The sequence below is a fragment of the Streptomyces sp. NPDC055140 genome (genome assembly GCF_053607285.1).
Genome location: NZ_JBSGTG010000024.1, coordinates 61617 through 74073, shown reverse-complemented (window position 1 = coordinate 74073; position 12457 = coordinate 61617). Strand labels below are relative to the sequence as shown.

Genomic DNA, 12457 nt, shown 5'->3' with positions numbered 1-12457 from the left:
TCGATGGCATGACCGCAGGAGAAATTGGGCGCCGGCCTTGGATCGTGGGGGTGTCCGGCGCATCGGGGACCCCGTATGCCGCCGCGGTTCTGCGCGCGCTGCTCGACGCGGGGGAGAGCGTGGACCTCGTCGTCTCGCGCGCCTCGCGGCTGACGCTGCTCGACGAGACGGGGATCGCCTTCCGGGACGCGCACTGGCGTCAGGACCTGGGGGAGTGGCTGGCGCGGGGGGCGGACGGGAAGCCGGACACGTTCGCGGTGGGCGCCGCTGTCGACCAGGTCAGGTACTGGGCGGCCGGGGATCTGGCGGCGGGACCGTCGTCCGGGTCGTATCCGGCGAAGGGCATGATCATCGTGCCCGCGTCCACGGCGTGCGTGGCGGGCGTGGCGCTCGGCCTGTCGAAGGATCTGCTCCAGCGCGCGGCGAGCGTGACGCTTAAGGAAGGGCGCAGGCTGGTCGTCGCGGTGCGCGAGACGCCGCTGAACGGACAGACGCTGAAACATCTGGTGGTGCTGGACGAGGCGGGCGCGGTGGTGCTGCCCGCCTCTCCGGCGTTCTACGCGGGGGCGACGCACATCCAGGATCTGGTGGACTTCGTCGCCGGGCGGGCGCTCGACGCGGCAGGGGTGCCGCATCGGCTCTACCGCCGGTGGGAGGGAGAGCTCGGGGGCGGCTCTCCGGACCGTTAGCGCTTCTTGGCGCGCGCGGCCCGCTTCTCAGCGGTACGCGCCTCGACGGCGGACTGGTGGGCACGCGAGCGGTTGGCCTGGTCCTGCAGCTCGCGCATACGGGCGTAGGCCATCTCGATCGTGTACACGGTGACAACACTCCTGAATGATCGTCTTTGATCGGTAGTCGAAGATCGCTTGGTAGGGAAGCCGAAGGTGAAACCGGGTTTCGGCTAAAAGATTCACAGGGTCAACGCCCTGCACGCCTTAGATTCTACACATAAACTCGTGTTAAGTCAGAATAATGAAAGGCATGGACCTATGGACGCCGTGGACAGGCAGCTCATTCAGGCCCTGCGCGAGAACGGCCGCGCCTCGTATGCCGAGCTGGGACGCCTCGTAGGCCTGTCCGGGCCCAGCGTCACCGACCGCATCAACCGCCTGGAGGCGGCCGGTGTCATCACCGGCTACCGCGCGACCGTCGACTCGCCCTCGCTCGGTCTCGGGGTCACCGCCCTGATCGGCATCTCGCTCTCCGACGCCGCCGACCACGAGGACGTGGCGCGCCGGCTCAAGGACCTGTACGAGATCGAGGACTGCTGGTTCATCGCGGGCGACGACTCGTACATGCTCAAGGTGCGGGTCGGCGACGTGGACGGTCTGGAGCGCACCATCCGCCGGCTCAGCGGCACGAAGGGTGTCTCGCGTACGCGCACCACGATCGTGCTGTCCACCAAGTGGGAGAACCGGGTGGGGGAGCTGCCTGAGGAGGAGTGAGGGCGGGCACGAAGTGCCAGATGGGGGCCCCTCCCGCCCGAATGATGGGGGAGTACGGTTGGCCGCAGTCTTTGGTGAGGAGCAATGGCAATGGACGTAGGGCTCAAGCGCGAGTTGGAGCAGAAGGTGCGGGACGGCGAGCGGCTGTCCCGTGAGGACGGCATCGCGCTGTACGAGTCGGACGACCTGGCCTGGTTGGGCGGGCTCGCCCACGAGGTGCGTACGCGCAAGAACGGCGACGTCGTCCACTTCAACGTCAACCGCCACCTCAACATGACGAACGTGTGCACCGCCTCGTGCGCGTACTGCTCGTTCCAGCGCAAGCCGGGCGAGAAGGACGCGTACACGATGCGCATCGAGGAGGCCGTCCGCCTCGCCAAGGCGATGGAGAACGAGAACCTCACCGAGCTGCACATCGTCAACGGCCTGCACCCGACGCTGCCCTGGCGCTATTACCCGCGCTCCCTGAAGGCCCTCAAGGAGGCGCTGCCGAACGTCGCGCTGAAGGCGTTCACGGCGACGGAGATCCACCACTTCGAGACGATCTCCGGGCTCTCCGCCTCCGAGATCCTCGACGAGCTGATCGACGCCGGTCTGGAGTCGCTGACCGGCGGCGGCGCCGAGATCTTCGACTGGGAGGTCCGGCAGCACATCGTCGACCACGCCACCCACTGGGAGGACTGGTCGCGGATCCACCGCCTCGCGCACGAGAAGGGTCTCAAGACCCCGTCGACGATGCTGTACGGGCACATCGAGGAGCCCCGTCACCGCGTCGACCACGTGCTGCGCCTGCGTGAACTCCAGGACGAGACCGGCGGATTCCAGGTCTTCATCCCGCTGCGCTACCAGCACGACTTCGTCGACATGAAGGACGGCAAGGTCCGTAACCGCCTCCAGGCGCGTACGACCATGGCGACCGGCGCCGAGGCGCTCAAGACCTTCGCGGTCTCCCGGCTCCTGTTCGACAACGTGCCGCACGTGAAGTGCTTCTGGGTCATGCACGGCGTGCAGACCACCCAGCTCGCGCTCCAGCACGGCGCCGACGACATGGACGGCTCGGTCGTCGAGTACAAGATCACGCACGACGCGGACAACTACGGGACGCCGAACAAGCTGACCCGCGAGGACCTGCTCGACCTGATCCGCGACGCCGGCTTCCGGCCCGTCGAGCGGAACACCCGGTACGAGATCATCCGCGAGTACGACGGCCCGGACCCGGCGCGCCGTGAGACGCCGCAGGCGATGCGCGTCTGACGGCGTTCCTGACGCCGTCTCTGACGACAGGTGTAACGACGAAGAGGGGTTCCGGCCGGCGGCCGGGCCCCTCTTCCCGTATCGCCATACGTGGGTCAGGCCACCGGCAACAGCATCGTGATGTCGTCGCGGTCGTCGCCGGGGGCCACCCGGATCGCGCCGGGGACGCGGCCGACCTCCTTGTAGCCGCACGCCGCGTAGAAGCGGTCGGCGCCGGTGCCGCCGCGGCAGGTGAGGCGGATCGCCTCGATGCCGTCGAAGACGCGGGCGGCGTCGGCCGCGGCGGCCATCAGCTCCCGCCCGTACCCCTTGCCCTGGTACCGCGGGTGGACCATCACCGTGTACAGCCAGATGTAGTGCTTCTGCAGGCGGTGCTGGTTGTACGTGAAGAAGGCCGTCGCCGCGACGGTGCCCTCCTCGTCGCGTCCGACCAGGAGCCGGGTGCGGCCCTCGGCCATCGCGGCGAGGTGCCTGACCAGCTCGGGGCGTATGTCCTCGGTGGTGACGGGCGGGACGAAGCCGACCGCTCCGCCCGCGTTGGACACGTCGGCCCAGAGCGCGAGGACGTCGTCCCGCAGCGCCGGTCCGATCTGCGGGTCCAACTGAAACGTAAGGGTCATTGGGTCACTCTAGCCATTACTCACGGTGCCGCTCAATGCCCCTCGGGGGCCGCATGCTTCACTGGAGGTGCGTAGGACCGATTCGGAACGGAAGAGTGGATTGACATGCTCCGCTACACGCTGATGCGCTTCGGGATCTTCGTGGGCTGCTTCCTTGCCGTCTGGGGCCTCGCCTCGACGGGCATCGTGCCCCGCGGTGCCGGCAGCTCGTACTTCCTGTGGATCGCCCTGCTCGGTCTCGTCATCTCCGCGCCCATCAGCTACGTCGTGCTGCGCAAGGAGCGCGACCGGGCCTCGGTCAAGATCGTCGAGCGCGTCGACCGCACGAAGGCCAACTACGAGCGCAATCGCACGCAGGAAGACCTCGCGGACGACGCGGCCCGCGCGCAGAGCGCCTCGTAATGCGCCTCGTCCCGAAGTCCCGTGTAAGGGACTCGTAAGCTTCGTCACAGCACAGGTGGCCCCGGCATCGCTCGATGCCGGGGCCACCTGCGTTTTCCAGGCCCAAGCGCCATGGAGAGGTCATTTCCGTCCCAAAGGACCCCTTTGATGTTCTCAAAGCATGAGTGTTAACGTGATTGTCATGAAGACATCCGCAGTCCGCACGCCCCTGAGCGTTCCGCTCGTGGCGCGCCTGCATGTCGATCTCTGCCGTTGCATGTCCGCGGCCTGTCGCCTCTGAAGCGACCCCCCGATGCAGCGGCGCCCCTGGTTCTTCCTCCCGCGGTGGCCGCTTCCTTACGTCCAACCCCACCCGCGCGTCATCACTGGAGTGTGTCCGTGTCCGCGAACACCGCGTCCGCGTCCGAGAAGCAGAAGCCCCGCTTCCGGATACCCATCCCCTTCTGGGCCCAGGTCCTGCTCGGCCTCGTCGTCGGCCTCGTGCTCGGCTACGTCGCCCGCACCTACGACGTGTCCTGGCTCGCCACGACCCTCGACAAGGTCGGCGGCATCTTCATCCAGCTCCTGAAGCTGGCCGTGGCCCCGCTGGTCTTCTTCGCGATCCTGGTGTCCATCACCAACCTGCGGAAGGTCAACAACGCCGCGCGGCTCGCCAGCCGTACCCTTCTCTGGTTCATGATCACCTCGCTGATCGCGGTCGTCATCGGCCTCGCGATCGGCCTGATCACCAACCCGGGCAACGGCTCGAACCTCACCCCGGCCGACGGCTCCAAGCCCGACCACGCCGGCTCCTGGCTGGACTTCCTGACCGGCATCGTCCCGACCGATGTCGTCACGCCGTTCACCGAGCTCAACGTCCTGCAGATCGTCTTCATGGCGGTCGTCGCCGGTGTCGCCATCCTGAAGATCGGCCCGAAGGCCCAGCCGATCCTCTCCCTGTCCGAGTCGGTGCTCGAACTGCTGCAGAAGGCCCTGTGGTGGGTCATCCTGCTCGCCCCGATCGGCTCCGCCGGCCTCATCGGCCGCGCCATCGTCCAGTACGGCTGGGACCTCCTCGGCAACTACGCGACGTTCACGATCGACATCTATGTCGGCTGCGCCCTGGTCCTCTTCGGCGTCTACCCGCTGCTCCTCGCGACCGTCGCCAAGCTGAACCCGCTCCAGTTCTTCAAGGGCGCCTGGCCCGCGATCCAGCTGGCCTTCGTGTCCCGCTCCTCCGTCGGCACGATGCCCGTCACCCAGCAGTCCGCCGAGCGCCTCGGCGTCCCGCGCAACTACGCCTCCTTCGCCGTGCCGTTCGGCGCGACGACCAAGATGGACGGCTGCGCCGCGATCTACCCGGCGATCTCCGCGATCTTCGTCGCGCAGATCTTCGACGTGCAGCTCGGCATCAAGGAGTACCTGCTCATCGCGTTCGTCTCGGTGATCGGCTCCGCCGCGACCGCCGGACTGACCGGCGCCACGGTCATGCTGACGCTGACCCTGTCGACGCTCGGCCTCCCGATGGAGGGCGTGGGCCTGCTCCTCGCCATCGACCCGATCCTGGACATGATGCGCACCGCCACGAACGTGGCCGGACAGGCGCTCGTGCCGGTCATCGTGGCCGCCCGCGAGAACATCCTGGACCGCGTGAAGTACGACAACGCCACCGCGTCTCCCGTCGAGGAGCTCGTGGTCGAGAGCCGGCACGAGGACGAGCCTCAGGCGGTGGGTGCCGCCGCCTGAGTCCCCAGGCTCGTACCCGTCCGCACCCCGCACCCGCCGGTTCCCTCCGGTCGTGGTGCGGGGTGTGTGCGTTGTGGTGGCTACGCTTGCGGGCGGACGCGGTGTGGAGAGAGGCGGGCGGCCGGGGTGGGCGAAGTGAGGGCCAAGCGGATGCCGCGGGCCGTGCGGGAGCGTCAGATGCTCGACGCGGCGGTGCGGGTGTTCGGGGAGCGTGGGTACCGGGCCGCGTCGATGGATGACATCGCGGAGCTCGCCGGGGTGTCGAAACCGCTGGTGTACCTCTATCTGAACTCCAAGGAAGAGCTCTTCTCGGCGTGCATCCAGCGCGAGTCGGCGGCCCTGATCGCTGCCGTACGCGCGGGTGTCTCCGGCGACGGGGGAGCCGACCGGCAGCTGTGGGACGGGCTGCGGGCGTTCTTCACGCACACGGCGCAGAACCCCGACGGCTGGGCCGTCCTGCACAGCCAGGCGCGGGCGGGCGGTGAGCCGTTCGCCGTCGAGGTCGCGGCCATGCGGGACGAGATCGTCGCGTTCGTGACAGGGCTGATCGCCGCGGCGGCCAGGGAGGCGCACGGCGATCCCGCGCTGCCCGACCGCGAGGTCGCCGGGCTCGCGCAGGCGCTGGTCGGGGCCGCGGAGTCGCTGGCCGGCTGGGCCGGCACGGACCCGTCGGTCACGGCCAAGGAGGCCGCGGCCACGCTGATGAACTTCGCCTGGTCGGGCCTCGGGAACCTGATGGAGGGCCGGCGCTGGTCACCCGCCCCCGGCGCGTAGCACCTCGCCCGTGACATGGGTGCGCGCCGAGCGGAGCTCGAAGGCGGGCCCCCGGGACGCGTAGGTCACGGTCGCCGGCAGCAGTACGGGGGCCTTGAACGCGGCGCGCACCTGCACCTCGCCCTCCGCGCCGTGTTCGGCGAGGCAGCGGGCGACCGTCCACATGCCGTGCGCGATGGCGCGCGGGAAGCCGAAGAGGCGGGCCGTGAGCGGGTGCAGATGGATGGGGTTGCGGTCGCCGGACGCGGCGCCGTAGTGGCGGCCCAGGTCGCCGGGCAGCTTCCATTCGGCCACGGCGGGCAGCGGCTCGGGACGCTCCTCGGCCGCCGCCCTGGCGGGCGTGTCGGTGCGGTGGCGCGCCAGGTAGGTGCTGGTAGAAGTCCACGCGCGTGTGTCGCCCGCCCGCAGCTCGGTGACGACCGTGGCCTCGGTACCGCGCCGGTGTGGCGCCAACTCCTTTACGTATACGGAGAGTTCGTACGCCTCGTCGACCGGAAGGTCATGCCCCTGGGTGACGGTGATGGAGGTGTGGACGAGGCCGAGCAGGGGGAGCGGGAAGCGCCGCTCGGCCATGATCTGCATCGCCAGGGGGAAGCCGAGGACGTGCGGATACGTGACCGGGAGTGCGGTCGAGTCCGGGGCGAAGCCGCACACCTCGCGGTACGCGGCCAGGCGGGCGCGGTCGGCGCGTGCGGCCGGCAGGACCAGGCGGGTCGCGGGGGCCTCGGCGCCGGGGCCCGGGCGCTTGAGGGGTGAGAGCAGGGCGCCGCGGGCCAGGAGCGGAGGCAGGGACGGGGGCGCGGTGAGCGTGACGGTCGCCATGGTCGTCAGGCCCCCAGCAGGCTCTGGCCGCAGACGCGGACGACCTGGCCGTTGACGGCGCCGGAGGCGGGGTGCGCGAGCCAGGCCGTCGTCTCCGCCACGTCCACCGGGAGCCCGCCCTGTCCGAGGGAGTTCATGCGGCGTCCGGCCTCGCGGATGAACAGCGGGACCGCGGCCGTCATCTTCGTCTCGATGAAGCCGGGCGCCACCGCGTTGACCGTGACGCCGTGTTCGGCGAGCGCCTTGGGGGCGAGGGAGCGGGTCAGTCCGACGATGCCCGCCTTGCCGGCCGCGTAGTTCGTCTGGCCCGCGTTCCCCGCGAGACCGGCGATGGACGCGGTGGCGACGATGCGGCCGCCGCGGCTGAGCGTGCCGGACTTGAGCAGGGCGTCCGTGGTGGTCAGGACGCTCGCGAGGTTCACGTCGAGGACCGTGGCCCAGCGGTCGGCGGGCATCTTGGCGAGGGTGCGGTCCCGGGTGATGCCCGCGTTGTGGACGAGGGTGTCCAGGGCGGGGACGGCGTCCGTGATCCGCTCGGCCGCGTCGGGGGAGGTGATGTCGAGGGGCAGCGCGGTCGCGTCGAGTCGGGTCGCAAGGGCCTCGAGATCAGCCTGTGCGGAGGGCACGTCCAGGAGGATCAGGCGGGCCCCGTCCCGCGCGAGGACCTCCGCCACGGCCTCGCCGATGCCGCGGGCGGCGCCCGTGACCAGGGCTGTGCGGCCGGCCAGGGGGCGCGCCCAGTCGGCGGGCGCGGTGGTCTCGCCGGCCGCGACCTCGATCACCTGGCCGCTGACGTACGCGGACTTGGGCGACAGGAGGAAGCGGAGGGTCGACTCGGCGGCTGCCATGGGCCCTTCGACGCGTACGAGGGTGACCGTGCGGCCGCGGCCGATCTCCTTGCCGAGGGAGCGCACGAACCCTTCGAGTGCCTGCTGGGCGGCGGCCTGGTGGTGGTCGTCGCGGGAGAGCGGGGCGCCGAGTACCACGATGCGGCCACTGGACGCGACCGAGCGCGTGACCGGGTGCAGGGCCGCGTGCACCTCGGCGAGCGAGGCGATGCCCGTGACCGCGGTGGCGTCGAGGACGATCGCGGCGGGGCGCTCGGCCGCCGCCCGCACGTCGGGGCCGGTGCGCGCCAGCAGCTCCGCGAGCTCCGCCGTGTGCCCGGACCCGCCCGCCGTGAGGTGGAGCAACGGTCCGTCCAGCGCCGGTCGTTCGGGCGTCCAGCGGTGCAGCTGTGCGGGCTGGGGGAGGCCCAGGCGGCGGGTCAGGAAGCGGCCCGGGGCCGTGCCGGTGAAGTTCAGATAGCGGTCGGCCATTGTCCAACTCCCTGCTCGGTCGGTAATTTACTTCCGAGTAAGGTTACTCAACAGTCAGGAGTTGGTCGAGATGGAACGCCCAGCACGTCCGGTGCGCGCAGATCTGCCGCGCCGCGTCGCGGTCGTCGGCGGCAGCCGCATCCCCTTCGCCCGCTCCGACGGCCCCTACGCGACCGCCTCGAACCAGGACATGCTGACCGCGGCGCTCGACGGCCTGGCGGCGCGCTACAGCCTCCAAGGTCCGGGCACCGTCGGCGAGTTCGTCGCCGGAGCCGTCCTCAAGCACAGCCGCGACTTCAACCTCGCGCGCGAGACGCTCCTCGGCTCCGCACTCGACCCGCGCACTCCGGCGTACGACATCCAGCAGGCCTGCGGCACCGGCCTCCAGGCCGTGATCGCCGCCGCCAACAAGATCGCGCTCGGGCAGCTCGACAGCGCGGTCGCCGGCGGCGCCGACACCGCGAGCGACGCGCCGCTCGGTGTCAACGACTCCCTGCGCCGCATCCTCCTCGACGCGCGGCGCGCCCGCTCCCTGCCCGCGCGCCTCAAGGTCCTGGGCCGGGTGCGCCCCCAGCACCTCGTACCGGACATCCCGCGCAACGCCGAGCCGCGCACCGGGCTGTCCATGGGCGAGCACGCCGCCGTCACCGCGCGTGCCTGGGGCATCGCCCGCGAGGCGCAGGACGAGCTGGCCGCCGCCAGTCACCAGCGGCTCGCGGCCGCCTACGAGCGGGGCTTCCTGGGCGACCTCGTCATCCCGTACCGGGGGCTCGACCGCGACCAGAACCTGCGCCCCGGGTCGACCGTCGAGAAACTCGCCACGCTCAAGCCGGTGTTCGGCACGGACGGTCCGAACCCGACGATGACGGCCGGGAATTCGACCCCGCTGACCGACGGCGCGGCCGTGGTCCTGCTCGCGAGCGAGGAATGGGCCGCCGAGCGGGGCCTCGAACCGCTGGCCTACCTCACGGCGTACGAGACCGGGGCGGTGGACTTCGTCGGCGGGGACGTGACCGGGGGAGAGGGGGACGGGCTGCTCATGGCGCCCGCCCACGCCGTGCCCCGGATGCTGGAGCGGTCCGGACTCGGCATCGAGGACTTCGACCTCTTCGAGGTCCACGAGGCGTTCGCCTCACAGGTCCTCGCGACGCTGGCCGCCTGGGAGAAGCAGGGGCTCGCGCCCGTCGACCGGGCCCGCCTCAACGTCGCAGGGTCCTCCCTCGCGACCGGTCACCCCTTCGCCGCGACCGGCGCCCGCATCGTGGCCACCCTGGCGAAACTCCTGAGCGAACGCGACGCCCCCTCCCGCGGACTGATCTCGATCTGCGCCGCCGGCGGGCAGGGCGTCACCGCGATACTCGAACGCGCTTGAGCGGTAAGGGAGTTCAGGACTCCCGGCGGTCCGGGCGGGCCGCCGGGTCCAGGCGGAGCATCGCCGCCTCGTCCGGGCTGCCGGGCTCGGCCTGATACGTGACGAGGCGCTGGCCGCCCGTGCGGGCCAGCTGCATGACCTCGAAGGTGAGGGTCATCCGGCCGACCTTGGGGTGCGCGAACGTCTTGGTGCCGCCGCCGCGCTCAAGGACCTCGTAACGGTCCCAGAGCTTCGCGAACTCCGGTGACTTCAGGACGAGTTCGCCGACGAGGGCTGCCAGCTCCGGCGAGTTCGGGTCCTTGCCGCCCACCGCGCGCAGGTGCGCCACCGACTGGGCGACCGTCTCCTCCCAGGGGACGTAGAGGACGCGGCCCACGGGGTGCAGGAACAGATACCGCGTGATGTTGCGCTCCTCGTCCGGCCAGTCCCACAGGCCGGGCAGGAGGCGGCGGCCCGCCGGGTTCGCCGCCAGCACGTAGTTGTGCGGGCTCACCACGTACGCGGGCAGCGGACTCAGCGCCTCCAGGACCCGCAGGACCGAATCGCGCACCGTGCGGTCGGTCGTGGGGTGCGGCTCGGTGAGGCGGCCCGAGGCCAGCTCGGCCAGGTCGTGCAGCCGCTCGTGCGCGTCGCCGCACAGCCGCAGGGCGCGGCTGATGGCGTCGATCACGGCCGTGGAGGGGTTCGTCTCGCGGCCGCGCTCCAGCCGCGTGTAGTAGTCGACGCTGACGCCGGCGAGCGTCGCCAGCTCCTCGCGGCGCAGGCCCGGCGTCCGCCGGATCCCCGCGCCCGCGGGCAGCCCCGCGTCCGCCGGGCTCACGAGCGCACGCCGCGCCTTGAGATACCTGCCCAGTTCAGTGCCGTCGTTCGTCGCTCCACCAGCCATACCTCCATTGTCCCCGCTCGGCGAGGTCTCTGGGGGGCCGTGTCAGGACCAGGAACAGCGCGCCCCGGTGAACTGCGCCCTGCCACCTCGCGCCAACACCCCGCAGAGTTGACCCCGTTGCGGGCGGCGAGGCCACCGCGGACCCAGGGGGTGCACGACACCGGGCCGCGGCCGCGGTTGCCGGAGCCGCCCGCACGAAGCTCTGCCGGGGAGGACCGACGGACCACGTCGCCCACCCGATTCTCCATCCGAGGAGCCCCGAATGCCGTCCGTCGCCACCCGCTCCGACCAGCGGAAACCGGCCCGCGTCACCAGCCCGGCGGCTGGTTCGCCGGCGCCCGCCCAGGCGTCCGGCTTCGCCCTCGGCGCCGCGCTCCTCGGGTTCACCGTCATCTCCATCGACGTGTCCGCCGTGAACATCGCCCTGCCCGCCATCCGTACGTCCCTGCACGGCGGCATCACCGGGCTCCAGTGGATCGTCGACGCGTACACCCTGATGTTCGCCGCGCTCATGCTCTCCGCAGGGGCGCTCGCGGACCGGGCCGGTGCGCGGCGCGCATACGCCTGGGGCGTCGGACTGTTCACCCTCGCCTCGCTCGCCTGCGCCCTCGCGCCCGGCATCGGCACGCTCGTCGCGGCCCGTGTCGTCCAGGGCGGCGCCGCGGCCGTCGTGATGCCGGCCTCGCTCGCGCTGATCCGCCAGGCCTACGACGACGCGCGCCACCGCGCACGGGCCATCGCCCTGTGGACGGTGGGCGGTTCGGTCGCCATGGCCGTCGGTCCCGTCCTCGGCGGCATACTCACCGAGGCCGCCGGCTGGCGCGCCGTCTTCTTCCTGAACCTGCCGGTGGGCGCCCTGATCCTGGCCCTCCTCACCCGCGTCCCGCGCTCCCCGCGCCGTCCCGCCCCGCTCGACCTGGCCGGCCAGGTCACCGCGGTCCTCGCGCTCGCCGGGCTCGCCTTCGCGGTCATCGAGGGCGGCCACGCGGGCTGGACCGCCCCGTCCGTCCTCGCGGCACTCGCCGTGGCCGTCGCCGGGGCGCTCGCCTTCCTCGCCGCCGAGAAGCGCCACCGCGCGCCCATGGTCCCGCTGCCCCTGCTGCGGCGGCGCGACGTGAGCGTGTCCCTCGCCATCGGCTTCGCCGTCAACGTCGCCTTCTACGGCGCGATCTTCCTGCTCGGCCTCTACTACCAGCAGCTGCGCGGCATGTCCGGCACCGAGGCGGGCCTCATGTTCGTACCGCTGGCGGCGATCATCACGTCGACCAACCTCATCTCCCCGCCGATGGCCGAGCGCTTCGGCCGCCGTCCCGTCATCGTGACCGGGCAGGCCGTCCTCGCCCTCGGCATGTTCTGCCTGCTGCCGCTGGCCGCACACACCCCGGTCTGGCTGATCCTGCTCCTGCTCGTCCCGACGGGCATGGGCGGCGCGTTCGCGGTCCCCGCGCTCACCGCCCTGCTCATGGACAGCGTCCCGGCGGCCCGCGCGGGCACGGCCTCCGGCCTCCTGAACGCGTTCCGCCAGACCGGCGGCGCCCTCGCCGTCGCCCTCTTCGGCTCGCTGATCGCGGGCGGCGCCGGGGACGGCTTCTCGCTCGGGGGCATGCGGACGAGCCTGATCGTCGCGGGCGGCCTCCTGTGCGTGACGGCGGCGCTGGCGGCCTGGGCTCTGCCCAGGAAGAAGGGCTAGGGCCTTTCGTCTGGATCAGGGGCTGGGCTCGCGGGGTCTGGCACGCACTCCCTCACTGTCTTAAGGGCGTGGGGGGACCCCCATCGCGTCGCCTCGATCCTCCCCCTGGCAGCTGCACGCACCAGACCCCGCTCCCTGATCCAGCCCG

General features: G+C 71.4%; 13 protein-coding genes. 8 read left to right on the top strand and 5 right to left on the bottom strand.

Annotation, left to right across the window (positions count from 1 at the left end; all coding sequences use genetic code 11):
* Window positions 1-8 precede the first annotated feature (8 nt).
* On the top strand, window positions 9-689 hold the full coding sequence (locus ACWFR4_RS35275; protein WP_453656023.1) for a UbiX family flavin prenyltransferase: 681 nt from the start codon (window positions 9-11) through the stop codon (window positions 687-689).
* Here ACWFR4_RS35275 and ACWFR4_RS35270 read toward each other — a convergent pair.
* On the bottom strand, window positions 686-817 hold the full coding sequence (locus ACWFR4_RS35270) for a hypothetical protein (protein WP_264484737.1): 132 nt from the start codon (window positions 815-817) through the stop codon (window positions 686-688). The two genes, ACWFR4_RS35275 and ACWFR4_RS35270, sit on opposite strands and share 4 nt — an antisense overlap.
* Window positions 818-989: 172 nt before the next feature.
* Here ACWFR4_RS35270 and ACWFR4_RS35265 point away from each other — a divergent pair, with 172 nt between their 5' ends.
* Both ACWFR4_RS35265 and mqnE read left to right on the top strand, forming a co-directional pair.
* Window positions 990-1445, top strand: coding sequence for an Lrp/AsnC family transcriptional regulator (locus tag ACWFR4_RS35265; RefSeq protein ID WP_116511305.1), 456 nt, complete (start codon window positions 990-992; stop codon window positions 1443-1445).
* Window positions 1446-1535: 90 nt separating this feature from the next.
* A complete protein-coding gene (mqnE, locus tag ACWFR4_RS35260; protein ID WP_116511303.1) occupies window positions 1536-2699 on the top strand; it encodes an aminofutalosine synthase MqnE in 1164 nt (387 codons plus the stop codon).
* 95 nt (window positions 2700-2794) lie between these two features.
* On the opposite strand, the gene ACWFR4_RS35255 is transcribed toward mqnE, so the two are convergent.
* The gene (locus tag ACWFR4_RS35255; RefSeq protein WP_453460691.1) at window positions 2795-3319 is read right to left on the bottom strand and encodes an N-acetyltransferase family protein; all 525 of its coding nucleotides are present in this window, start codon (window positions 3317-3319) and stop codon (window positions 2795-2797) included.
* Between the two features lie 105 nt (window positions 3320-3424).
* Here ACWFR4_RS35255 and ACWFR4_RS35250 point away from each other — a divergent pair, with 105 nt between their 5' ends.
* From ACWFR4_RS35250 to ACWFR4_RS35240, 3 genes are all read left to right on the top strand, one after another.
* Window positions 3425-3721, top strand: a complete 297-nt coding sequence (locus ACWFR4_RS35250) for a DUF4229 domain-containing protein (protein WP_453460694.1) — start codon at window positions 3425-3427, stop codon at window positions 3719-3721.
* A gap of 378 nt (window positions 3722-4099) precedes the next feature.
* The gene (locus ACWFR4_RS35245; protein ID WP_100598004.1) at window positions 4100-5446 is read left to right on the top strand and encodes a dicarboxylate/amino acid:cation symporter; all 1347 of its coding nucleotides are present in this window, start codon (window positions 4100-4102) and stop codon (window positions 5444-5446) included.
* A 126-nt stretch (window positions 5447-5572) separates the two neighbouring features.
* The gene (locus ACWFR4_RS35240) at window positions 5573-6220 is read left to right on the top strand and encodes a TetR/AcrR family transcriptional regulator (protein WP_453656022.1); all 648 of its coding nucleotides are present in this window, start codon (window positions 5573-5575) and stop codon (window positions 6218-6220) included.
* On the opposite strand, the gene ACWFR4_RS35235 is transcribed toward ACWFR4_RS35240, so the two are convergent.
* Window positions 6200-7042 (bottom strand): MaoC family dehydratase, encoded by an 843-nt coding sequence (locus tag ACWFR4_RS35235; RefSeq protein WP_453656021.1) that lies wholly within the window; start codon window positions 7040-7042, stop codon window positions 6200-6202. The genes ACWFR4_RS35240 and ACWFR4_RS35235 overlap by 21 nt on opposite strands.
* Before the next feature lie 5 nt (window positions 7043-7047).
* On the bottom strand, window positions 7048-8361 hold the full coding sequence (locus ACWFR4_RS35230; protein WP_453656020.1) for a 3-oxoacyl-ACP reductase: 1314 nt from the start codon (window positions 8359-8361) through the stop codon (window positions 7048-7050).
* 70 nt (window positions 8362-8431) lie between these two features.
* Here ACWFR4_RS35230 and ACWFR4_RS35225 point away from each other — a divergent pair, with 70 nt between their 5' ends.
* Complete coding sequence (locus ACWFR4_RS35225; protein WP_453457059.1) at window positions 8432-9733, top strand: acetyl-CoA C-acetyltransferase; 1302 nt, start codon at window positions 8432-8434, stop codon at window positions 9731-9733.
* A gap of 13 nt (window positions 9734-9746) precedes the next feature.
* On the opposite strand, the gene ACWFR4_RS35220 is transcribed toward ACWFR4_RS35225, so the two are convergent.
* Entirely contained in the window at window positions 9747-10619 is an 873-nt protein-coding gene (locus ACWFR4_RS35220) for a helix-turn-helix domain-containing protein (RefSeq protein WP_453656019.1), read from the bottom strand.
* Between the two features lie 262 nt (window positions 10620-10881).
* On the opposite strand from ACWFR4_RS35220, the gene ACWFR4_RS35215 reads away from it, so the two are divergent.
* Entirely contained in the window at window positions 10882-12309 is a 1428-nt protein-coding gene (locus ACWFR4_RS35215; RefSeq protein WP_453656018.1) for an MFS transporter, read from the top strand.
* Window positions 12310-12457: the final 148 nt, after the last annotated feature.